The organism is Streptomyces sp. NPDC056144 (genome assembly GCF_042264145.1).
Lineage (GTDB): Bacteria > Actinomycetota > Actinomycetes > Streptomycetales > Streptomycetaceae > Streptomyces.
In genome coordinates this window covers 1,118,033-1,139,341 of record NZ_JBHJVF010000001.1, presented here as the reverse complement: position 1 = coordinate 1,139,341, position 21,309 = coordinate 1,118,033, and the positions used below count along the sequence as shown (strand labels likewise).

The 21,309-nt window shown below is 73.2% G+C and carries 24 protein-coding genes; 11 read left to right on the top strand and 13 right to left on the bottom strand.

Annotated elements, in window-relative coordinates:
• Positions 1-43 precede the first annotated feature (43 nt).
• Positions 44-292: a type B 50S ribosomal protein L31 gene (locus ACFC0Z_RS04840; protein ID WP_376432758.1), complete on the top strand. Its 249-nt coding sequence runs from the start codon at positions 44-46 to the stop codon at positions 290-292.
• 97 nt (positions 293-389) lie between these two features.
• Here the strand turns inward: ACFC0Z_RS04840 and ACFC0Z_RS04835 are convergent, their stop codons facing one another.
• The 3 genes from ACFC0Z_RS04835 to ACFC0Z_RS04825 form a co-directional block, all read right to left on the bottom strand.
• Positions 390-881, bottom strand: a complete 492-nt coding sequence (locus ACFC0Z_RS04835; RefSeq protein WP_376432755.1) for a peptidylprolyl isomerase — start codon at positions 879-881, stop codon at positions 390-392.
• 127 nt (positions 882-1,008) lie between these two features.
• The gene (locus ACFC0Z_RS04830; RefSeq protein WP_376432753.1) at positions 1,009-1,233 is read right to left on the bottom strand and encodes a hypothetical protein; all 225 of its coding nucleotides are present in this window, start codon (positions 1,231-1,233) and stop codon (positions 1,009-1,011) included.
• Between the two features lie 7 nt (positions 1,234-1,240).
• The gene (locus ACFC0Z_RS04825; RefSeq protein WP_376432751.1) at positions 1,241-1,876 is read right to left on the bottom strand and encodes a DUF6629 family protein; all 636 of its coding nucleotides are present in this window, start codon (positions 1,874-1,876) and stop codon (positions 1,241-1,243) included.
• 110 nt (positions 1,877-1,986) lie between these two features.
• Between ACFC0Z_RS04825 and ACFC0Z_RS04820 the strand changes: the two genes are divergently transcribed.
• Positions 1,987-2,511: a hypothetical protein gene (locus tag ACFC0Z_RS04820; RefSeq protein ID WP_376432749.1), complete on the top strand. Its 525-nt coding sequence runs from the start codon at positions 1,987-1,989 to the stop codon at positions 2,509-2,511.
• Positions 2,512-2,567: 56 nt separating this feature from the next.
• Here the strand turns inward: ACFC0Z_RS04820 and ACFC0Z_RS04815 are convergent, their stop codons facing one another.
• The 3 genes from ACFC0Z_RS04815 to ACFC0Z_RS04805 form a co-directional block, all read right to left on the bottom strand.
• On the bottom strand, positions 2,568-3,071 hold the full coding sequence (locus tag ACFC0Z_RS04815) for an NUDIX domain-containing protein (protein ID WP_376432747.1): 504 nt from the start codon (positions 3,069-3,071) through the stop codon (positions 2,568-2,570).
• Between the two features lie 152 nt (positions 3,072-3,223).
• Positions 3,224-3,889, bottom strand: a complete 666-nt coding sequence (locus ACFC0Z_RS04810; RefSeq protein ID WP_376432745.1) for a response regulator — start codon at positions 3,887-3,889, stop codon at positions 3,224-3,226.
• Positions 3,886-5,184: a sensor histidine kinase gene (locus tag ACFC0Z_RS04805; protein ID WP_376432743.1), complete on the bottom strand. Its 1,299-nt coding sequence runs from the start codon at positions 5,182-5,184 to the stop codon at positions 3,886-3,888. Before ACFC0Z_RS04805 ends, ACFC0Z_RS04810 begins: the two co-directional genes overlap by 4 nt.
• A gap of 134 nt (positions 5,185-5,318) precedes the next feature.
• Between ACFC0Z_RS04805 and ACFC0Z_RS04800 the strand changes: the two genes are divergently transcribed.
• Positions 5,319-6,227 (top strand): ABC transporter ATP-binding protein, encoded by a 909-nt coding sequence (locus tag ACFC0Z_RS04800; RefSeq protein WP_376432740.1) that lies wholly within the window; start codon positions 5,319-5,321, stop codon positions 6,225-6,227.
• Positions 6,224-7,093, top strand: coding sequence for an ABC transporter permease subunit (locus ACFC0Z_RS04795; RefSeq protein ID WP_376432738.1), 870 nt, complete (start codon positions 6,224-6,226; stop codon positions 7,091-7,093). Before ACFC0Z_RS04800 ends, ACFC0Z_RS04795 begins: the two co-directional genes overlap by 4 nt.
• Positions 7,094-7,095: 2 nt before the next feature.
• Here the strand turns inward: ACFC0Z_RS04795 and ACFC0Z_RS04790 are convergent, their stop codons facing one another.
• Both ACFC0Z_RS04790 and ACFC0Z_RS04785 read right to left on the bottom strand, forming a co-directional pair.
• Positions 7,096-7,953, bottom strand: a complete 858-nt coding sequence (locus tag ACFC0Z_RS04790; RefSeq protein ID WP_376432736.1) for a YhjD/YihY/BrkB family envelope integrity protein — start codon at positions 7,951-7,953, stop codon at positions 7,096-7,098.
• Between the two features lie 61 nt (positions 7,954-8,014).
• A complete protein-coding gene (locus ACFC0Z_RS04785) occupies positions 8,015-8,488 on the bottom strand; it encodes a winged helix-turn-helix transcriptional regulator (protein WP_376432734.1) in 474 nt (157 codons plus the stop codon).
• A gap of 99 nt (positions 8,489-8,587) precedes the next feature.
• Between ACFC0Z_RS04785 and ACFC0Z_RS04780 the strand changes: the two genes are divergently transcribed.
• Entirely contained in the window at positions 8,588-9,082 is a 495-nt protein-coding gene (locus tag ACFC0Z_RS04780; protein ID WP_376432732.1) for a PaaI family thioesterase, read from the top strand.
• Positions 9,083-9,096: 14 nt separating this feature from the next.
• Here the strand turns inward: ACFC0Z_RS04780 and ACFC0Z_RS04775 are convergent, their stop codons facing one another.
• Both ACFC0Z_RS04775 and ACFC0Z_RS04770 read right to left on the bottom strand, forming a co-directional pair.
• The gene (locus ACFC0Z_RS04775; RefSeq protein ID WP_376432730.1) at positions 9,097-9,429 is read right to left on the bottom strand and encodes a luciferase family protein; all 333 of its coding nucleotides are present in this window, start codon (positions 9,427-9,429) and stop codon (positions 9,097-9,099) included.
• Between the two features lie 155 nt (positions 9,430-9,584).
• Positions 9,585-10,733, bottom strand: coding sequence for a PP2C family protein-serine/threonine phosphatase (locus tag ACFC0Z_RS04770; protein WP_376432728.1), 1,149 nt, complete (start codon positions 10,731-10,733; stop codon positions 9,585-9,587).
• Positions 10,734-10,926: 193 nt separating this feature from the next.
• On the opposite strand from ACFC0Z_RS04770, the gene ACFC0Z_RS04765 reads away from it, so the two are divergent.
• The 3 genes from ACFC0Z_RS04765 to ACFC0Z_RS04755 all read left to right on the top strand — a co-directional run bounded on the left by ACFC0Z_RS04765 (position 10,927) and on the right by ACFC0Z_RS04755 (position 13,843).
• Positions 10,927-11,796 (top strand): AAA family ATPase, encoded by an 870-nt coding sequence (locus ACFC0Z_RS04765; protein ID WP_376432726.1) that lies wholly within the window; start codon positions 10,927-10,929, stop codon positions 11,794-11,796.
• A complete protein-coding gene (locus ACFC0Z_RS04760; RefSeq protein ID WP_376432724.1) occupies positions 11,793-13,175 on the top strand; it encodes a VWA domain-containing protein in 1,383 nt (460 codons plus the stop codon). Before ACFC0Z_RS04765 ends, ACFC0Z_RS04760 begins: the two co-directional genes overlap by 4 nt.
• 83 nt (positions 13,176-13,258) lie before the next feature.
• Positions 13,259-13,843 carry a nucleosidase gene (locus tag ACFC0Z_RS04755; protein WP_376432722.1) on the top strand — a complete coding sequence of 195 codons (585 nt, stop codon included), beginning with the start codon at positions 13,259-13,261 and terminating at the stop codon, positions 13,841-13,843.
• Between the two features lie 21 nt (positions 13,844-13,864).
• Here ACFC0Z_RS04755 and ACFC0Z_RS04750 read toward each other — a convergent pair whose 3' ends face one another.
• A complete protein-coding gene (locus ACFC0Z_RS04750) occupies positions 13,865-15,082 on the bottom strand; it encodes an alpha/beta hydrolase family protein (protein WP_376432720.1) in 1,218 nt (405 codons plus the stop codon).
• Between the two features lie 188 nt (positions 15,083-15,270).
• Between ACFC0Z_RS04750 and ACFC0Z_RS04745 the strand changes: the two genes are divergently transcribed.
• From ACFC0Z_RS04745 to ACFC0Z_RS04735, 3 genes are all read left to right on the top strand, one after another.
• Positions 15,271-15,393 (top strand): hypothetical protein, encoded by a 123-nt coding sequence (locus ACFC0Z_RS04745; protein ID WP_376432718.1) that lies wholly within the window; start codon positions 15,271-15,273, stop codon positions 15,391-15,393.
• 119 nt (positions 15,394-15,512) lie between these two features.
• Entirely contained in the window at positions 15,513-16,643 is a 1,131-nt protein-coding gene (locus ACFC0Z_RS04740; RefSeq protein WP_376432716.1) for an LLM class flavin-dependent oxidoreductase, read from the top strand.
• Positions 16,640-18,004 carry an NtaA/DmoA family FMN-dependent monooxygenase gene (locus ACFC0Z_RS04735; protein WP_376432715.1) on the top strand — a complete coding sequence of 455 codons (1,365 nt, stop codon included), beginning with the start codon at positions 16,640-16,642 and terminating at the stop codon, positions 18,002-18,004. The genes ACFC0Z_RS04740 and ACFC0Z_RS04735 overlap by 4 nt, the downstream gene beginning before the upstream one ends.
• A 71-nt stretch (positions 18,005-18,075) precedes the next feature.
• Here the strand turns inward: ACFC0Z_RS04735 and ACFC0Z_RS04730 are convergent, their stop codons facing one another.
• Both ACFC0Z_RS04730 and ACFC0Z_RS04725 read right to left on the bottom strand, forming a co-directional pair.
• Entirely contained in the window at positions 18,076-20,043 is a 1,968-nt protein-coding gene (locus ACFC0Z_RS04730; RefSeq protein ID WP_376432713.1) for an alpha/beta fold hydrolase, read from the bottom strand.
• Between the two features lie 131 nt (positions 20,044-20,174).
• Positions 20,175-21,308 carry a PP2C family protein-serine/threonine phosphatase gene (locus ACFC0Z_RS04725; RefSeq protein WP_376432711.1) on the bottom strand — a complete coding sequence of 378 codons (1,134 nt, stop codon included), beginning with the start codon at positions 21,306-21,308 and terminating at the stop codon, positions 20,175-20,177.
• Between the last annotated feature and the right edge of the window lies 1 nt (position 21,309).

The window sequence follows — 21,309 nt, the reverse complement described above, 5'->3', positions numbered from 1 at the left end:
GCGTCAGGCGGATGAGTTGAGGGCGCAAGCCCGAGGAGGACACGTGCAGCAGGACAAGCAGCCCGAGTACGGACCCGTGGTCTTCCGCGACCGGTCGGCCGGGTACGCCTTTCTGACCCGGTCCACCGCGACCAGCGAGCAGACGATCACCTGGGACGACGGGAACACGTACCCCGTGATCGACGTCGAGATCTCCTCCGAGAGCCACCCCTTCTTCACGGGCAAGGCCCGCACGGTGGACACCGAGGGGCGGATCGCGAAGTTCGAGCGGCGGTACGGCGAGGAGGCCTGACGCCCGGAGGGCCCCTGACGACAGCGGGGAGCCGCACGTCCTTCCCGGACGTGCGGCTCCCCTGCGTTCAGGCGCCGGTGACGGCGTCCGAGTGGTCTCAGACGGTGCCGGAGGCCGAGATCTGGACCTTGGCGGAGGGACGGCCCGAGGGGGAGCCGAGCGCCTCGATCTTGTCCACGACGTCCTGGCCCTCGACGACCTCGCCGAAGACGACGTGCTTGCCGTCGAGCCAGCTGGTGACGACCGTGGTCACGAAGAACTGCGAGCCGTTGGTGCCCGGGCCCGCGTTGGCCATCGAGAGCAGGTACGGACGGTCGTGCTTCAGCTTGAAGTTCTCGTCGGCGAACTTCTCGCCGTAGATGCTCTTGCCGCCCGTGCCGTTGTGGTTGGTGAAGTCACCACCCTGGAGCATGAACTGCGGGATGACGCGGTGGAAGCCGGAGCCCGCGTAGCCGAAGCCGTGCTGGCCGGTGGCGAGCTCGCGGAAGTTCTGGGCCGTCTTCGGGACGGTCTCGTCGAAAAGCTGGAACACGATCCGGCCGGCCGGCTGGTCGTTGATGGTGATGTCGAAGTACACGTTGTCGCTCATGGGGACATCCTGTCATTACTCCTCCACAGCGCGCGCACGGGCCGCCTCCTCGCGGGTCACGGCATTCCGGTGCCCCGCGCCTCCCATGAGGGCGCGGGGCACCGGTTTCCGCAGGTCAGAGGTGAAATCAGAGGATTCCGCCGCCCTGCGTGCCGCCCTCGATGGCGGCCGACGCGCCCTGGACGGTCTGGACCGTCCCGGCGACGGCCTCGGCGGTCTGGTCGTCCTGGAGGAGGCCCGTGGCCCCGCCGAGGGGGCCCTCGGCGGCGCTGGCCTGCGGCGGGGGCGTGATGAGGGCGGTGACGACGCCTGCGGCGAGGGAGGCGATGGCGAGCATGCTGCGCTTCTTCATGACCGGGTCAACTACCGAGGAGCCGTGGGGTTACGGTCGGCCGCCGTCGGATCCAGAAGAGCACGAGGAGCGAGGCGACGGCCGCCAGGGCGCACCAGGTGGAGACGAAGGCTTCGCTCCACAGCACGGCACAGACGATCGCCCCGGCACAGGTGACGAGCCCGAGCGCGCGCAGGAGCCGGTCACGGGCGAGCAGCAGGGCGCCGACGGTGGCGAGGAGGTACCCGGCGAGGACCAGGGGCGCGTACGGCAGGTCGACGACGTAGCCGAGGGTGTGGCCGTGGACGCTGGCGGACACGGGGTGCGTGGCGAGGCGGTACGCGAGGACGGCCGCGGTGACGATCCCGGCGAGGAGCGGGACAGCGAGCCGCCGCCGGTCGACGGGACGGGCGGCCGTCACGACGCCGACGGGGATCCAGACGGGCAGCAGGGGGAGCGCGATCACCGCCCGGGCGAGTGTGGCGGGCCCGGCACCGCCCCCGGAGTGCCAGACGGCGGCCTCGACGACCTGGTGGGCGCCGAGGAGAAGGGGCAGGGCGGCGAGCGGGAGGTCTCCGGCGCGGCGTACGGAGGCGATCGAGGCGACCCCCACGGCACCGATCCCGAGGCCCGCCCAGAGGTCGGCCGTCGCGCTCCAGCACATGAGGAACTCTTATCGCGATATCCGGCATATCGGGTGGAACCGTACGATGAATGGCGGGTGGCTTCACCAGTGACACCACTGTCCCCAGCGCAGCAGAAACGGGGGACGTCATGCATCACCGTCACGCTCTCGCGGCCGTCACCGCGGGGATCCTCCTGACCGCCGGTGTCGGCGTCACGATCCCGGCGGGCGCGGCCCACGCGCCGACCCGGTCGGCGTCGCCGCCCACGACGACCCAGGTGGTCAACGTCCGATGGGGCGGGCATTCCACCTTCGACCGGCTCGTCGTCGACGTCCGGGGCGCCATGCCCCCGGTCACCGTGCGGCAGGTCGGTGACCTGTCCTACGACGGCTCCGGGCAGCGGGTACCGCTCGCGGGGAGGTACTTCCTCTCGATCACGCTCTCCCCCGCCGCCGCCCACGACGAGGACGGAAGGAACGTCTACCAAGGGCCCTCGCTGCTGAAGACCCGTCTCCCGGCACTCAAGGGAGTCGCCCTCACCGGTGACTTCGAGGGGGTCGTCTCGATCGGTGCCGCCTTCGACACCAAGCCGGTCTACAAGACGTTCCGGCTGCACTCGCCGGAGCGGCTCGTGGTCGACATCGCCCACCCGCCGGCCGGCTGCCCGGCCTGAGCCGTCTCACCGGCCCGGGGGTGGCCCGTCCGCGGGGACGGGCCACCCCTGGCCGCTCAGCCGTCGCCGGGCGCGGTCTCCACGTACACGGTCGAACCCGCGCCGCGGGCCTCATGGATCTCGGCGAGGCGGGCGAAGTCACCCGGTTCCATCTCCCGCTCCCACTCCTCCAGGGTGCGGAGGCTGTACTCGCTGTGCTCGCCGGGGTCGAGGACGACTGCGGCGATCTGCTCGTCCGTCAGCTCCCCGCCGTCGAAGATGAACCCGATGTGGTTGGCGGGCCACTCCTCGCCCCGGTCGCTCACGAAGTGAGCGCCGAGGAGCCGCTGTTCGCCCGTGAAGACCATCCCGGTCTCCTCGCGGCACTCCCGTACCGCCGTCTCCCACGGGGTCTCCCCCGGGTCCATGTTCCCGCCGGGCCACTGCCACCGCCGGGTGTGGTCGCTGGCACGGATCTGGAAGGGCCGGCCCGCCGTGTCCGTGAAGTAGAGACAGGCGTAGGCGGTGGCTCTCGGCAGGGTCTCGACGTACTCGACGGGTGGCAGCCAGGTGTTCGTCATGGGCGGCTCTCTCTCGACGGGCCGTTGGGGAAGATTCCATCCAAGCGGGCCCGGGGCCGGCAGTGGGCCGCTCACGTGCGGATCCACCGGATCGTGTGATCGTTCCGCGCGCGGCGACCGCCGGTGCGGCCGGTTCTGCCAGTTCGGTCGGTTCAGCCGGTGGAGACCAGACCGGCTTCGTAGGCGATGATCACCAGTTGGACGCGGTCGCGGGCGTCGAGCTTGGCGAGCAGGCGGGTGACGTACGTCTTCGCGGTGGCGACGCTGATGTGGAGTTCGGCGGCCAACTCCGTGTTCGACAGACCGCGGCCGACGAGGGTCAGGACCTCGCGCTCACGTTCGGTGATGCCCGCGACGGGGCGCGCGGGGGCGGACTCGGTGCGCGGGCGGTCGGTGAACTGCTTGATGAGGCGCCGGGTGACACTGGGGGCGATGAGAGCGTCGCCGGAGGCGACGACGCGGACGGCGGCGAGGATGTCGTCCAGGGCCATGTCCTTGACCAGGAAACCGGAGGCTCCGGCGCTCAGCGCTCCGTAGACGTGGTCGTCGTCGTCGAAGGTGGTGAGGACGACGACGCGGGCCCCGGTCGCGCCGGAGGTGACGAGCCGGGTGGCCTCGATGCCGTCGGTGCCGGGCATCCGCAGGTCCATCACGACGACGTCGGCACCGGTCTCCTCGACGAGCTTCACGGCTTCGGCACCGTCGGAGGCCTCACCGACGACATCGAGGTCGGGCGTGTCGGCGATGACCATGCGGAGGGCGGTCCGGACGAGCGGCTGGTCGTCGGCGAGGACGACGCGGATGGCGGTGTCGGTCATCGGGTGCTGGCTCCTGCGGGGAGAGAGGGGACAGGAAGGCGGGCGGTGACGCCGTAGCCACCGTCGGGGCGGGGGCCGGCGCGGAAGTCTCCGCGCAGGAGGGCGACGCGCTCGCGCATACCGACGAGTCCGTAGCCCGAGCCTCCGCCGGGGTGGTCGCGATCGCGGCCGGGAATGTGACCGGAGCCGGGGTTCTCGATGGTGACGGCGACGGCTTCGGGGTCCCGGTGGTCGACGGTCACGGTGCAGGAGTCGGCACCGGAGTGGCGGACCACGTTGGTGACGGACTCCTGCACCAGGCGGAAGGCGGAGAGGTCTATCTCCGGCGGCAAGGGCCGAGGGGTGCCGACACGGCGCACCGTGACCCGCACTCCGGCGGCGCCGGTGACCTCGGCGAGCCGGTCGAGGGCGGCGAGTCCGGGCATCTCGGGAAGCCCGCGCGTCTCGCTCGGTTGGGCTGTGGCCGGGGCGCCGGGAGGTCTGCCGCCGGCTGCCGTCGTGCCCTCCCCCGCACCCTCGGCCGTGCGCAGCGCGCCGAGCAGGCGTCGGAGGCCCGCCAGGGTCTCGCGGCTCGCCGTCTCGATCTCGCCGAGCGCCTGACGGGCCGATTCGGGCTGGGTGGTGATGACCCGGCGGGCGGCTCCGGCCTGGAGGGCGACGATGCCGATGCTGTGGGCGACCGTGTCGTGCATCTCGCGGGCGATGCGGAGCCGTTCGGCGATGACGGCCTGCTCGGCGGCCTGGGCACGGCTCCGCTCGGCGTACTGCCGGCTCAGCCGCTCCGAGCGGCCGAGGAGCCAGGCGACGACGGCGGCGAGGGCCACGCCGAGGGCGTTGGTGATGCCGACACTCCAGCCGGCGAGCAGTCGGACGGCGAGGTACCCGACGAGTACGCCGAGGGAGACGAGGAGCGCCCGGGCGGCCTCGCGGGGCGGGCGGGCGACGGCGATGGCGTGGAGCGCGACGTCGACGGCGAGGTACTGGGCGTACGGGATGCCGGTGACGCCGAGCGGGGTCGCGGCGACGACCGCGGCGCCCAGGAGGAGCCCGAGCGCGGTGGTCGGGCGGCGGGACAGAAGGGCGCTGCCGCCGAGGGCGAGGGCCGAGGCGAGGACCAGCATGGTGATGCCGTCCCAGCGCAGGAAGAGCTCGCCGACGATGACATCGGCTCTGTCCTGGCCGGGTAGACGGAGCCGGAGCAGGCAGGTGAAGAGGACACCCGCGAACCAGGCGATCGCGACCCACCCGCCAGGTGTGACCCTCTTGCGTAACGAAGCTGACGAGGTGGCGGACATGCGGTGATCGTAAAGCGGTTCGCCCGGTGGGGACATCGGCCGAGGGTTGTACAACCACGGGTGACAGTGCGGGCCGTCGATTGTCACTGCTGGTCCGATGCCGGGGGCGGGGTCGCGACGGCATCGTGGTCCGCATGATCGAAGCGAAGGAACTCACGAAGCGCTACGGCGCGAAGACGGCCGTCGACGGACTCACGTTCACGGTCAGGCCGGGCATCGTCACGGGCTTCCTCGGGCCCAACGGCTCGGGGAAGAGCACGACGTTACGGATGATCCTGGGGCTGCACGAGCCGACGAGCGGCTCGGTGACGGTCGACGGCCGGCCGTTCACGGACCGGCCGCGCGGGCTCCGGCACGTCGGCGCGCTCCTGGACGCCGGTGACGTGCACCCCGGGCGGACGGCGCGGGCCCACCTCGGAGTCCTCGCGCGGAGCAACCGCATCCCGATGTCCCGCGTCGACACGGTCCTGGAGGAGGTGGGACTCGCGGCGGCCTCCCGGCGCAGGATCGGCGAGTACTCCCTGGGGATGCGGCAGCGGCTGGGGATAGCGGGCGCGCTGCTCGGCGACCCGCCGGTGCTGCTCTTCGACGAGCCGCTCAACGGCCTCGACCCCGAGGGTGTGAAGTGGGTGCGGGGGCTCTTCCGGCGGCTCGCAGTGGAGGGGCGCACTGTCTTCGTCTCCAGCCATCTGATGACGGAGATGGAGCACACGGCGGACGACCTGGTGGTCATCGGCCGGGGGACGCTGATCGCGGCAGAAAGCCTGACGGAGTTCTCCGCGCGGGGCCGGCAGGCCAGTGTGACGGTCGGGACCCGGGACCGCTCGGACCTGGCGTCGGTGCTGCTCGGAGCGGGTGCGGTGGTCGACGAGGAAATCGGCCTGCTGACGGTGACCGGGCTGACGGCCTCGCGTATCGGGGAACTCGCCCTGGAGCACCGGATACCGCTCGACCAGCTGACCACGCGCACGGCCTCCCTGGAGGAGGCGTTCATGGAACTGACCGCCGACAGTGTCGAGTACCTGGCAGGAGACGCCCGATGAAGACCCTCACGCCGTCCGCCGCCTCCCTCACGTCCGTTCCTTCCGACATACGGGCTGGGGAGCCCCGGGCCCGCTTCCGCGATCTGCTGGCCTCGGAGTGGCTCAAGTTGTGGTCGCTGCGGTCGACGGTCTGGTCGCTGCTGCTGAGCGCGCTGGCCGTGTCGGCCTTCAACGTGGGCACCGCCTGGGACCACTACCGGTACTGGTCGCAGTACGACGCGGAGAGCCGGGACGCGTTCCTGCGGAACGGTCAGGGGCTGTGGGACGCGTTCACGGGGAACGCGGCGATGGTGCTCATCCTGTGCGCGGCCGCGATGGGGGCGGTGGCGGTGGTCGGCGAGTACGGGACGGGGCTGATACGCACGACGTTCACGGCGGTACCGGCGCGGGGTTCGCTGATGTCGGCGAAGGTCCTCGTCGTGGCGGCGGTGCAGGCCGGCTTCGGGGCGGTGGTCGCGGGGGTGTCCTTCTGGGCGTCGCAGGCGATCCTCGCGGTTCGGGGTGCCGGCGTGTCCGTGGCGGACGAGGGGGCGCTGCGGGTCGTCGTCGCCTCGGCACTGCTCGCCCCGGTCTGCGCGCTGGTCGGGATGGCGCTCGGGTCGCTGGTCCGGCAGAGCGCGGGGGCGATCGTGGCCTCGGTGGTGCTGCTTCTGCTGGTCCCGGTGGTGCTCGGGGACGACCGGTATCTCTCGGCGGTCCTGGCGCACGCGACGCCGTTCCACGCGTGGCAGCGGCTGGCGCCGACCGGCTTCGCTCCGGAGCAGCCGTATCCGTGGACGGCCGGTGGCGCGTGGCTGGTGTACGGGGCATGGGCGTTGGGCGCGGCGGTGGTGACGGTGCTCGCGGTGCGGCGCCGGGACCAGTGAGGTCAAGTGCGGCGGCGCAGGCGGCGGGTGACGAGGTGTTCGTGGGCGAGGCGTCCGACGAGGGCGCCTCCGTAGACGACGAAGCCGACGCCGACGAGCCAGGACTGGAGGACGAGGACGGTGCCGAACTGGCCGTAGGTGACGGCGTTGGAGGCGATGAGCGGGGAGAAGACCAGCTGGGAGAAGATCCGCAGGCCGAGCAGGCCGAGCGCGGTGAGCGCGGCGCCGGGGGCGAGGGCGCGCCAGCGGACGCGGCCGCAGAGGAGGAAGCGCTGTGACCACCAGAAGAACAGGAACGTGCCGGCGAGGTCGGTCAGGGCGACGAGGGTGGTGACGAGGGCCGGGGATTCCTCGGGGGTCGGGGTGGTGACGAAGAGGAGCAGTGCCCCGACGAGGACGGCGAGCCAGACGACGTGGCGCCACATGGTGTGCCAGCGGGCGGTGGGGAGGTCCCAGACGCGTTCGTAGCCGGTCTGGACGGCGGAGCCGAAGGTGACGCCGAAGGCGGCGAGGGCGGCGAGGCCGAAGGCGGTGGTGCGTTGCAGGGCCTGCCCCGGCTGGCCGAAGAGCCGCTCGACCTCCTCCTGGGAGACCTCGGTGACGCCGAGGCCTTGGATGAGCCAGCGGGCGAAGCCCTGGCCGCTGGCGAGGTCCGCCGCGGCGACGACGATGAGGAGGGGGACGAGGGTGAGGAGACTGAGCGCGGCGAAGCCCATGGCGCGGTGCATGAGTTCCATGGCGCGGCCGCGGTTCCAGGCGAGTCCGACCGGTGAGGCGACGACGCGGGTGTGGAGACGGTGGAACCAGTGGCCGTGTTCGGCGGGGGCGGCGTCGTCCGGCGGGCCGGGTGTGGGGGGCATGGTTCGTGGGGTACCCGCGTGGGCGGTCGGACCCCTCCCCCGTACCGCCGAAAGGGTGTCGTCACCGCGGGGCGGGGCGGGCTCCGGGGCCGGGGCGGGCGGTGACCTCGCGGGGTGTGAGGGTGGCCTGGTCCTCGCCCTCGCAGCGGACGACGACGCGGACGGGTGCGCCGCAGTCGGTGTGGTGGATGTCGAGTACGGGTCCGTCGGGGTCGGGCGCGTGGGTGTCGCCCCACTGTTTCAGGGCGAGGAGGACGGGCCAGAGGTCGACGCCCTTGGAGGTGAGGCGGTACTCGTAGCGGGTCCGGGCGCCCGGTTCGCGGTAGGGCTCGGCGCGCAGGATGCCGGCGGCGACGAGCTTGCGAAGGCGGTCGGCGAGGACGGCCTCGGAGAGGCCGATGTGGCGGCGGAACTCGTCGTAGCGGCGGACGCCGTTGAAGGCGTCCCGCACGATGAGCAGGCTCCACTTCTCGCCCACCAGGTCAAGGGTGCGGCCCACCGGGCAGTTCGCCGTGTCCGTCTCCAGCCACTTCATCGTCACACTGTAGCCACCTGGCTGCGTCGTTGACAGTCAGCTGACGGCAGGGCTAGCTTCGCGGTACAGAGTCAGCCAGGTGGGAGCGGGAGCGGAGCGATGACAGTGCGGTCACGGACGGTGGAGTGGCAGGACCCGGCGGACAGCGCGAAGGCGGCGGCGACGATGGCGGGGATCGACTTCCTGCGCGAGATCGTGGCCGGCCGACTGCCGGGGCCGCCGCTCGCCGCCCTGCTCGGCTTCTCCCTCGACGAGGTCGAGGAGGGGCGGGCCGTGTTCGCCATCGAGCCGGGCGAGGAGCACTACAACCCGATCGGGAGCGTCCACGGCGGGGTGTACGCGACGCTGCTCGACTCGGCGGCCGGCTGCGCGGTCCACTCGACGCTTCCGCAGGGCATGGCGTACACCTCGCTCGACCTGTCGACGCGCTTCCTGCGGCCGATCACCACGGAGACCGGCAAGGTCCGCGCGGTCGGCACGGTGCTGTCGCGCGGGCGTCGCACGGCGCTCGCGGAGGCCGGTCTCTACGACGCGCAGGACCGGCTCCTCGCGCACGCCACCAGCACCTGCATGCTCTTCCCGGTGCCGCAGTAGGTTCCGGTCCGCCGTCAGCGGTTGCCAGGGACCGGGAGGGTGCGGGTGCAGCCGTCCGGGGCGGAGTCGGGGACGCCGTTGGCCTGGAGGGCGGCGCTCACCAGGGTGGCGAGCAGGTCGATGTCCGAGCCCATGTCCAGACGGACCGTCACCCACCCGGATCCGGCGCGCAGTCGGACCGCGCTCGACCCGAGGAGGGCGGGGCGCAGTTTGGCGACCATGGCCCGGGTGAGGTGGACGTCGGCCTCGTGTTCTCCGTGGAAGTGGACGATTTCCTCTGTCTCCGTGCCGAGTCCGAGCTCGGCGCCGCAGTGGGCGCGGCCGGGGGTCAGCGAGGGCCAGCTCATCAGACGTTCACTGGCATGCCTGGCCGTGTTCATACGAGGAGCGTGCCGGGCGCCGGGGCCACGCACAAGCGTCGCGGCGAAAGAATCCCGCCCAGGCGTGAAACAGGCATCCGGGCCGGGTCCGTTCGCCTTTTCCGACGTCGGCCGGGCGGGGCTCAGTGCGCCGTCGGGCGGGCGCGGACGCGGGCGGCGAGGACGGCCACGTCGTCCTCGGCACGGTGGGCGTCGAGGCGGTGGAGCACGGCGTCGACGACCTGTTCGGGGCCCGGGTCCGGCGCGAGGCGGAGGGAGGCGAGGCGGTCCAGGGAAGCGTCGATGTCCTCGCCCCGGCGCTCGACGAGGCCGTCGGTGAAGAGCAGCAGCGTCTCGGCGGGGGTGAGGGGGCGCGTGACGGGTTCGTAGCCGCCGACGCCGGTGCCGAGCGGCGGGCCGACGGGGAGATCGACGAGTTCCGCCGAACCGTCCGCGCCGAAGACCACGGGCGGCAGGTGCCCGGCGCTGGCGAAGGTCGCGGTTCCCCGCGCCGGGTCGACCCGGACGAGCAGACAGGTCGCGGGGCGGCGGAGGTCGTCCTCGGCGACGACCGAGTCGAGGTGGCGCAGGACCCGGTGCGGGGGCAGGTCCGTCGCGGCGACTTCGCGCAGCGCCGTGCGGTACGCGTTCATGTCGACGGCCGCGTCCAGGCCGTGGCCCATGACGTCGCCGACGACGAGGAGCGTGCGGCCGAAGTGGAGCCGTACGGTCTCGAACCAGTCGCCGCCGACGAGCGCCTGGTGCCCCACGGGCAGGTAGCCGCCGGCTGTCTCCAGGTTGGGGTGCGGACGGCCCGGTTCGGCGACGAGGGCGCGCTGGAGGTGGAGCGCGGTGCTCTCGGTGGCGGCGAGCCGGCGCGCGTGGCCGATGTGCCGGGCCGCGAGGCGGGCGGCGTGGTGGAGGGCGGCGGACTCGTCGAAGGTGAAGGGGGCGGAGATGGCGCGGGTGGCGGTGACGACGCCCACGGGCTTGTCGTCGTCGGTGACGGCGAGGGGGGCCTTGAGGGTGTCCGTGCGGGTGCCCGCCCGGGGCGTGGGCCCGGGCGCGGTCGCCGTGGCCGCCCGCCGGGCCCGGGCGCCCTGCTCGGCGTACAGGTCGACCGCGACGGAGCCGCCCAGGTTCCGCATGAGGAAGGCGGCGAGTTCTCGGCAGGTGTGGGTCTCGTCGAGCGTCGTGCCGATCTCGGCGACCGCCTGCTCCATCGTCCGCATCCTGGACAGGAGGGACTCCGCCCGAGCCCTGGACAGGAACACCTCGTCCTGTTCCGTCACGACACCTCCACCGCCACCGCCCGCACGTCGGGGCGGCGCCTTCCGGTTCCCCCATTGCACCAGCGGGCCGCGTGCGGCGCGCGGGGACGGGCCTGGGGTCGCCTTGTGCGGTGCGGGTGGATCTGATCAAGTACGACTGATGCTACTGGCTGGTAAAAGCCGGTACGGACATCCACTCCCCGGGGGGACCGCCATGACGACCGGATTCTTCAGCTCCGTCGACGACGTCGCCGCGCGGCTCGCCGCGACCGGCTACCTCGCCTCGCGGGCCGTCGCCACCACCGTCTTCCTCGCCGACCGGCTCGGCAAGCCCCTCCTCGTCGAGGGCCCCGCGGGCGTCGGCAAGACGGAGCTCGCGAAGGCCGTGACCGAGGCGACGGGGGCACGGCTCGTGCGCCTCCAGTGCTACGAGGGCGTCGACGAGTCCCGCGCCCTCTACGAGTGGAACCACGCCAAGCAGCTGCTGCGGATCACGGCCGGCCGGGGCGAGAGCTGGGACGAGACGCGGACGGACGTCTTCTCCGAGGAGTTCCTCCTCCCCCGGCCGCTCCTGACCGCCATCCGCTCCGAGGAGCCGACCGTGCTCCTCGTCGACGAGACCGACAAGGCGGACGTCGAGGTGGAGGGCCTGCTCCTGGAGGTCCTGAGCGACTTCCAGGTCACCGTGCCGGAGCTCGGCACGATCACGGCGGTACGACGACCGTTCACCGTCCTCACCTCGAACGCGAGCCGTGAGCTGTCCGAGGCGCTCCGGCGCCGCTGTCTCTTCCTGCACATCGGCTTCCCCGAGGAGGACCTGGAGCGCCGGATCGTCACCCTCAAGGTGCCGGGTCTCGACGCGGCGCTCGCCGCGTCCGTCGTCCGGGTCGTGGGCTCGCTGCGGGCCATGGACCTGCGCAAGGTGCCGTCCGTGTCCGAGACGATCGACTGGGCCCGCACCCTCCTCGCGCTCGGTGCCGACCGGCTCGACGAGGAGCTCGTACGGGACAGCCTCGGCGTCCTCCTCAAGCACCAGGACGACATCGTGAAGGCGGCGGCGAAGCTCGACCTGGACGCGGTGTGAGCCCGGGCGGCGCCGCCGGGGTCACGGCTCGGCTGACCGGACTGGTGGCGGCGCTGCGCGACCACGGCTTCGGGATCGGCACCGGCGAGACCGTCGACGCCGGCCTCGCGCTCGAAGCGGTCGGGTTCACGGACCGGGAGCGGATGCGGGAGGCGCTCGCGGCGACCCTGCTGCACGGGGAGCGGCAGCGCCGGGTGTTCGACCACGTCTTCGACCTGTACTTCCCGCTGGGCGGCGGTTACACCGGCGACGGTGAAATCGGTGAGAGGGGCTCGTCCGACCTCGCGAGCCTGCGGGAGCGGATCGCCGCCGCGCTCGCCGCCGCCGACGGGGCCGCCCTCGACCGGCTGGCGGCCGAGGCGGTGGGGGGCTTCGGCGGCTTCGGTTCCGGTCCGGAGTCGGACGGCTGGTCCTCGTACCAGACGCTGGCCAGGCTGCGTCCCGAGACCCTGCTCGCCCGGGTGCGGGACGCCCGGAGGCGCGCGGCGGACGAGCCCGACTTCACCGACCGGCTGCTCGACGACGAGATCCGGCGGAGCATCGAGGCGTTCCGCGAGCGGGTACGGACCGAGGCGCGGCGGCGGGTCGCCGAGCGGCAGGGCCGGGACCGGGTCGCGCGGCGGGCGGTCGCCGGCACGGCGGACGGTGTGGACTTCCTCCTCGCCGGCCGGGCCCAGCTCGACGAACTGCGCCGTGCGGTACGGCCGCTGGCGCGGAAGCTGGCCACCCGGCTCGCGGCCCGGCGGCGACGGGCGGCGCGCGGCGAGATCGACCTGCGGCGGACGCTGCGGCGCTCCCTCTCCACGGGTGGCGTCCCGGTCCGCCCCGTGCTGCGGCGGCGCCGGCCGGGGCGTCCCGAGCTGGTGCTGCTGTGCGACGTCTCGGGCTCCGTGGCCGGTTTCGCGCAGTTCACGATGCTGCTGGTGCAGGCCCTGCACGACCAGTTCAGCCGGGTACGGGTCTTCGCGTTCGTCAACCAGGTCGACGAGGTCACGGACCTCGTCGCACGCGGCGGGGCGGACCCGGCGGGCCTCGGCGACCGGATCCTCGCGGAGGCCGAGGTGACCGGGTGGCACGGGCAGAGCGACTACGGGACGGCACTCGGGGAGTTCGCCGACCGGTACGCGGACGCGATCGGGCCGCGCACGGTCCTGTTCGTCCTGGGCGATGCCCGGACCAACCGCGCGGACCCGAATCTCCCGGCCCTGAGACGGGTCGCGGACCGCGCGAAGCGCGTCCACTGGCTCAACCCGGAGCAGCCCTCCCTGTGGGGCACGGGCGACTCGGAGGCCCCGGCGTACGCCGAGGTCGTGGACATGCGGCCGTGCCGGAACGCCCGGCAGCTGGGCGCGCTGATCGGCCGCCTCGTGCCGGTCTGACCCGGCGGGACCTCCACCCGCCCCGTACAGGATCGGATGACCCGGTTGTACGACGAGTGGGCTGTCGAACTAGCGTGTCCTCCATGGAACTCATCGGAAAGATCACCGCCGACCGTCCGCTGCTCGTCCTCGCCCTCAAGGAGGAGGCGCAGTTCCTGGACACGGATCTTCCGGTGCTGCTCACCGGCATGGGCAAGGTGAGCGCCGCGACCGCCCTCTCGACCGTCCTCGCCCAGGGACCCCGGCCGTCCGAGATCGTGAACCTGGGCACGGCGGGCGCGCTGCGCCCCGGCCTCAGCGGCACGTACGTCGTCGGCACGGTGATCCAGCACGACTTCGACGGCGAGTTCCTCGCCGCCCTCGTCGGCGGGGCGTACGGCGAACCCCTGTCCCTGGCGGACGGCGGCGAGGTGGTCCTGGCCACCGGCGACTCGTTCATCAACGACGAGGACACCCGCGCCCGGCTCGCGGAGCGGGCGTCCCTCGTCGACATGGAGGGGTACGCGCTGGCCACCGCCGCCGAGCTCGCCGGTGTCCCGCTGCGGATCGTGAAGCACGTCAGCGACGAGGCGGGCGAGGGCGCGGACCGCACCTGGCGCGAGTCGGTGGCAGCCTCGGCGCGCGTCCTCGCGGACTGGGCGGCCGCGAACACCCCGTACCGTTCCTGAGCCCTGTCCCAGGGCCGGCTGCTACCGGCCCTGGAAGTGCACCTCGGGGTTCCCGGGCGTCGGTCCGTCGAGCACGGGCCGCTCCCGGCCCTTGAGGTGCCGGTCGAAGAACGCGGCCACATAGGTCCGGGTGACGGCCACCGCCCGGTCCGGCGGCAGCGCGGGGCCGGGGAGCCCGAATCCGTTCTGGATCACGGGATAGTCCGAGAACGTGAAGTGTTCCGCTCCGGCCACGGTGATCCACCGCTTCCAGCCGTCGAGCCTCGGCCACGTCCGGTCCCAGCTGGCGTCCTCGCCGCCGGGCAGATGCGTGCCGTCGTGGGTGCCGAGCATCAGGAACGGGCGGCCTCGCAGCCCCTCCGTCGGCAGGTCCTCCCAGAAGGCCCCGTCCATGTTCACCCCGGCGTCGACGCGCGGGTCCGCGGCCATCGTGGTGGCCGCGCTCGCCCCGCCGATCGAGTGTCCGGCCATACCGACGCGGCGGGCGTCGATGACGCGGGCGTGGCGCCAGACGGGTCGGGGTCCGATCAGCCGGTCGAGGACGAAGCGCATGTCGGCGGCGCGGGTGCTGGTGACCACACTCGGGTGCACGCCGTCCACGTCGAGCGCGGTGCAGGCGACACAGGTGAGGGTGCGGCCGCCGGGGACGGAGATCCCGTACGACTCGTAGGCGTGGTCGACGGAGGCCACGACGTAGCCGCGTGAGGCGAGGTCCTCCGCCAGGTGCGTCAGCGTCCAGCGCGAGGCGCCGAATCCGGGCGAGAGCAGCACGAGCGGGTACCGGCCGGGCGCCGGGCGGGCGTCGGTCGCGCCGTGCGTGCGCATCCGGGCGAGCGCCTCGCCGGGGACGGCTCCGCCGATGCCGAGCGCCTCGGTGAGGAGCCGCGCCTCCTCGCCGGTGGCGTACGGGGCGGGGCGCCCGCCGTCCCGGCGGACGGCCGGGTAGTGGAGGCTCAGCATCAGCTCGCGCCCGTCGGCGGCGGGGACCCAGGGGTCGGTGCGGGACCGGTCGACGAGCGACAGGACGGTGGTGCCCACGGCGTAGGGCCCCGTGGGCTCCGGCAGGGTCGCGGCCGAGGACGGGTCCGCCACGGTGGGCGAGACCGTCGCGGTGGAGGAGACCGTCGCGGCGGGCGACGGTGTCGCGGCCGGCGGAGCCGCCGCAGTGAGGGCGGCTCCGGACAGGACCAGCGAGAAGGCGAGGACGGCGGTGGTGGCCGCCCGGGTGAGTAAGGTCATGGGCGCACCGTAGGGGACTTCTCGGGGCGGGCACCTCCTCCCGGGGACGTATCCGTGAGCGGCTCGCCGTGCGCCAAGTTCCCTTCCCCTGCTACCCCCTGGAAGGTCCCACCAGCTGGGAAAGGCCTTGACAGTACGGAAGCCCGCCTGCCTAAGGTGAAGGGAACGAGACCAGGGGGGAGGCGCACATGTACGCAGCGAACGCGACGGCGGCGCTCCGCCCCGCCCGGACCGCCGGGCCGCTCGTCTGCCGGCGTCACGTCGACTTCTGCCGTACGTCTTCGGCCATCTGTCCTTCCGTCAGCGCCTGACCCCGCCCTCACCGGGCCCGGGTCCGCGCGTTCCGTGACCTCTTTCCGCACGGCCTCGCCGTGGCGCGTCTCCGCGCCCCGGGGCCGTCGCACGTCACTGCCTTCCGGAAGGACTTCCCATGCCCCGCCCTGCCCTGCGTCTGGCCGTCGAACTCGACGGCGACGGCGCTCATCCGGCCGCGTGGCGGCGTGCCGCGCACGCCCCCGGCGAGCTCCTGACGCCGCGTCGGACCGCCCGCACGGCGGCCGCCGCCGAGAACGCCGGGTTCACCCTCGTCACGTTCGAGGACTCGATCCTTCCGCCCGAGTCCGACGCCGGTCCCGTGGGCCGCGTCGGCGCCGTCGAGCGCGCCGCCTTCGCCGCCGCGTCGACGAGCGTCCTCGGCGTCGCTCCCGTCGTCGCCACCACGTACGCCGAGCCCTTCCACATCTCCACCCAGCTGGCCTCCCTCGACCACGTCTCGGCCGGCCGCGCCGGCTGGGTCGTGGGCGTCGAGGACGACCCGGCCGCCGCGCGGGCCTGGGGGCGCCCCCTCGTCGAGGGCCCCGAGGCGCTCGCCCGCGAGGCCCGCGACGGCCTGCAGGTCGTACGGGACCTGTGGGACTCGTGGGAGGACGACGCGGTGATCCGGTCGGTGCCCACCAGCCGCTACCTGGACCGCACGCGGCTCCACGCCATCGACTTCACCGGCGAGACCTACTCCGTGCGGGGCCCGTCGATCGTCCCGCGCCCTCCGCAGGGCCGCCCCGTGGTCCTCGCCCACCCCGGCCTCGTCCCGCCCGGCCTCGTCGACGTCGCCCTCGTCGGCGGGCCCACGACGGCCGCGACGATCGAGGCGGCGGCCGACTCCGGTGTGCCGCTGGCCTTCGCCGAGATCGAGGTCGCCCTCGACACCCCGCGGGAGACCGCCGACGAGCGAATAGCGGACCTGGAGCGGTACGCGCCCTGGGAGCGGCGCCCGGACCGGCTGCGGTACACGGGCCCGGCCGAGGGCCTGGTGGCGCTGCTCGCCGAACTCGCCGCCCATGTCGACGGCGTGCGGCTCCTTCCCCTCGTCATCGACGAGGACCTGTCGGTCCTGTCCCGGCGCGTCCTGCCCGAACTGTTCGAACGGCGGCTCGCGACCCGCCCGCTGCCGGGTACGACCCTGCGCACCTCGCTGGGTCTCCCCCGCCCCGAGAACCGCTTCGCCACCACCACCGTCGCCACCGCCGACGCCACCGCTCTCGTTGGGGAGGAGTCCCGATGACCCGCACCGATCCCACCGACGTCCCCCGCCCCGACGCACAGCTCCACTTCGGGGTCTTCTTCCAGGGGGTGAACCACTGGACCGTCTGGTCGGACCCGTCGAGCGGTTCGCAGATCAACCCCGCTTCCTTCCTCCAGGTGGCACGCACGGCCGAACGCGGCCTGTTCGACGCCTTCTTCCTCGGTGACGGGCTGCGGCTGCGCGAGTCGGAGGGCGGCGTCCACGAGCTCGACATCGCCGGCCGCCCCGACTCGATCACCCAGCTGTCGGCGCTCGCCGCCGGAACCGAGCGCATCGGTCTCGTCTCCACCTCCAACGTCACCTTCAACGAGCCGGCCGACCTCGCGCGCCGCTTCGCGAGCCTCGAGGTGCTCTCCGGCGGCCGGGCCGGGTGGAACGTCGTGACCACGCACAACGCCTGGACCGGGGAGAACTTCCGGCGCGGCGGCTACCTCGACTACGCCGACCGCTACCGGCGCGCCGAGGAGTTCCTCTCCGTGGCGCGTGCCGTCTGGGACAGCTGGGCGGAGGACGCCGTCGCCCCGTCGGTCGACGCCCGCTCGTGGTCGGTGCCGGGCGCACTGGGACGCGTACAGCGGCAGGGGGCGCAGTTCGACGTCGATCTCGTCCCGACGCTGCCGCGCAGCCGGCAGGGCCACCCGGTGATCTTCCAGGCCGGGGACTCCGGCGAGGGCCGGGACTTCGCGGCGCGCCACGCCGACGTGGTCTTCTCCGCGCACGGCACGGACTTCGACGACGCCCTGTCGTTCGCCGAGGACATCCGGCGCCGGCTGCGGGCGGCGGGACGGCCCGAGGACGCCGTCCGGCACCTGCCGGGTACGGAGATCATCATCGGGGCCACCGAGAAGGAGGCGGAGGAGAAGGCGCGCTGGGTCCGGCTCGAACAGGTCACGCCCGCCGTCGCACTCGGCATCGCCGGCCGCGTGTGGAACATCGACCTCTCCGACCGGGACGCCGACGGGCCGCTGCCCGCCGACGAGCCGGTGATCGCCGAGTACGACGGGACGTTCGGCACGCGCGCGGTGAAGGACCCCCGGGCGACGATCGCCGAATGGCGGGCGCGGGCGGAGGCGAACGGCTGGTCGCTGCGCGAGACCGTCATCGAGCTCGGGCCGCAGCGCGGGCACGTGGGCACCCCGGCGGGGCTCGCCGAGAAGTTCGGCCGGTTCGCACGGCACGGCGCCATCGACGGCTTCAACATCACGCCGTACCTGATCCCGGACGGGCTCGACGACATCGTGGACCTGCTCGTGCCCGAGCTCCAGGAGCGGGGGCTGTACCGGACCGCGTACACGGGGACGACGCTCCGGGAGCACCTGGGCCTGGCGCCCGTGGCGTAACCGCACCCACGACGGGAGGGGGCGCGCACCCGGCCGGTGCGCGTCCCCTCCCTGTCCGTGGCGGCCGGGGCTCAGCCGAGGGGCAGTTCCAGGAAGGACGGCAGGCCGTCCGGGGAGCCGATGGTGGTCTGCGTCCAGGTCACCGTGGCCTCGTCCCCGTACAGCGGGTCCATGCTGTCGACGACCAGCATCAGGCGGTGGCCCGCGGGGATGTCGTACGCGGCGGCCTGGAGGTTCCACGTCGCCGTGGTGTCCTCGTCCGGCGTCAGGTCGTACGCGGTGCACGGCTCGTGGCTGATGATCCGGGCCGTGTCGTCCGCGGCGACATCGAGGAGGTGGGCGACGAGGGTCGCCGACGGAGCGGTGGAGCGGAAGGTGAGGCGCAGGCGCGGGATGCCCCGCACCCTGCGGCCGGGCACGCCCGCTCCCCCGTCGGCGGGGAACGGCTCGCTCGTCCACACCAGGGCGTGACGGCGGTCGATCTTGTGCGTCTCGTAGACCTTGGGGTTGCCCGCCCACTCCGCCTGACCCGTCGTCATGATCGGCATGTCCATGGCCGTGGCCTCGGTGTCCACGCCCGCCACGAACGAGCGCCGCCAGCCGGCACCCTCGGGCGGGGCCGTGGTCTCGCCGCCGCCGGTGACGAGCGCGCCGTCGCCGCCGCCCGCTCCGTCACCGGTGAGGGCGAAGGTCTCGACCGCGGTCGTCACCTCCGACCAGTCGGCGCGGCTCTCCCGGAGGGCGGGTTCGACGACCTGGTTCTCCCCGGTCGGCTCACCGGTCCCGGGGTCCAGGACGGGCTCCGTCCGGTACGTGAACATCACCTGACCGCAGACCCGGTCCCACTCCTCGACCCCGTTCCGCTCACCCTTGAGATGGTGGTCGAGCCAGGCGTACGCCTCCGCGAGCGGCAGGTTGACCAGCCCCGGCTGCGTGCCGATGAGCCCGGCGCCCTCGGGGACGGCGTGGTCGCCGATCCAGAGGTTGAGGCGCTTGGGCACCGTCAGCGCCTCGAAGGTGGTCAGCACCTGGTTGACCGGGAAGAGGCTCTCGTGCCAGGTGTTGGAGAAGAAGGTGGGCGTGCCGTTCCGGTTGGTCAGATGGGCGTACGTCTCCGGGGCGCGGCGGCGGCCCCAGTCGACGACGGCCTCCATGTCCTCGTTCGCGTCGAACTTCCGCAGGATCTCCTGGTTGGCGGCGTCGAACCGCTCCTCCACGGGTCCGCCGGTGAAGCCGACAAGGGCCTTCACGGCGGCGGTGTGGCGGGTCCGGTGGTCGTACATGCTGGTGGCGAGGTTGCCCCAGGTGCTGAGCGCGACGACGGCGGCCACGCGCTGGTCGTGGGCGGCGACGAGCTGGCTGATGCCGGAACCGTAGGACTCGCCCATGAAGCCGATGACGCTCGGTCCGAAGCGGTCGACGGCGAAGTCGACGACATCGGAGCCGTCGGAGACGTCGTTCGGTCCCGCGACGTCGACGAAGCCCTCGGAGGTGGACGGGAGTCCCCGGTAGCCGAGCCCGCGGGGCGTGTAGGCGAGGACGTGGTAGCCCCGGCGGGCCAGGGCGCCGTACGCCCAGAGGAACAGCGGCCAGCCGAAGGGGGTCCAGCCGGCCGGGAAGACGACGAGCGGGTGCGGTCCCGGGCCGAGCTGCCGGAGGCTGAAGGCGGAGAGCCGGGTGCCGTCGGTGACCTCGATCCGGTGGTAGGCGGGCCAGGCGACCCCGCGTACCTCCTCGACGTGCGCGGCGAGTTCGGCGGGGAGCAGGTCCTGCGCGTTCTCGTCGAGGAGAGCGGTGGCGAGGGTCTGGCCGAGCCGCGCGGCTTCGGGGTTCACCGATCCGTCGGCGGCCCAGAGGCCTTCCGCCGCGATCCGGGCCGTGTCGGCGGCGGTGAGCCCCGCGGCGACGTCCGGGAAGCCCGGGAAGTCGTCGGACGGGCCGGGGGTGAAGGGGGTGTCCTGGGGCACGTGCACCCGTTTCTCTCGAGTGGACTGCTGGTCGCTGCTGGCGACTGCTGACAGCTGCTGACTGTCCGTCATGCGGACGGTCGACAGCCTCACGCACGGGGGCGCGGAGCGGCCAGAGCGTGCGGACAGCGCACGAATCACGAGGTCGGGCGTGAACGACACAACCCGCCCCCTCGGATCGGGTTTGGACGCGGCGAAGCCCGTCAGGACCGGGTGTCAGGGCGGTCCGCGGGGGCGTCCGCCCGGACCACGAGCAGGGCCGCGACATCGTCGTCGAGCCCGCCCCCGCCGTACGCGGCAAGGTCCTTGTGAAGCATTCCGGGCAGGTCGGCGGCCGGTTCTCGGACCCAGCCACGCATCCGCGTCTCCAGCGGGTAGAAGGTGCCCGCACGGTCGCGGGTCTCGCTGACGCCGTCCGTGAAGAGCAGCAGCCGGTCCCCCGGGCCGAAGGGGATCTCCTCGACGTGGTGGCGATTCTCCGCCAGGCCCGCGAGGTTGACCGGCAGCGAGGGATCGGAGAAGTCGACCGTCGAGACCTCGGTCCCGTGCTGCACCAGCGGGGCGGGGTGACCGCAGCTGAGGAGCCGGGCGACGTCCCGGTCGTCGGGGAACTCGACGAGGACGACGGTCGCGAACCGCTCCGCCGCGTCGGACTCGGGGTCCCAGCCGCCGTACCCGACCAGCCCCTCGTCCAGGCTGTCGGCGAGGGCCGGCAGGTCGGGGGCCTCGGCGACCCGGGCACGGAAGGAGCCGAGCAGGACGGACGCGGTCTCGACCGCCCCGAGCCCCTTGCCCTGGACGTCGCCGAGCATGACCCGTACGGCTCCGGGGACTCTGACGGCCTCGTAGAAGTCGCCGCCGATACGGGCCTTGGCCGCGGCGGCGACGTACAGCAGGTGCAGCTCGAAGCGGTCCAGTCGCGGGGACAGCGGACGCAGGACGACCCGCTGGACGACCTCGGCGACGGCGGTGACCTCGCGGAGGTCCTGCTCGTAACGGGTGCGGACCCGGCTGACCCAGGCCGCCGCCGCGGTGACCAGGGCGAGGAACAGTTCGCTGGCGACCAGCTCGGGGAAGAGGGCCTCGCCCCTGTCGAAGGTGAGCAGCGCCCGCACGATCATGGCGAGCAGCCCGATCTGGATCGTCCCGCGCACGCTCCAGGTGACGGCGGCGAGGGCGGGCGCGACGACGAGGAGCCGCTCGAACCGGTCCTCGTCGGGCGTGGCCACATCGGCGACGGACGCGAGGACGATGACCACGAACGGCAGGGCACGCCCGAGGTTCAGCTGGGTGCGCTCCACCGGGACGCGGGAGCGCCGATGGCCGGAATGAGGCATT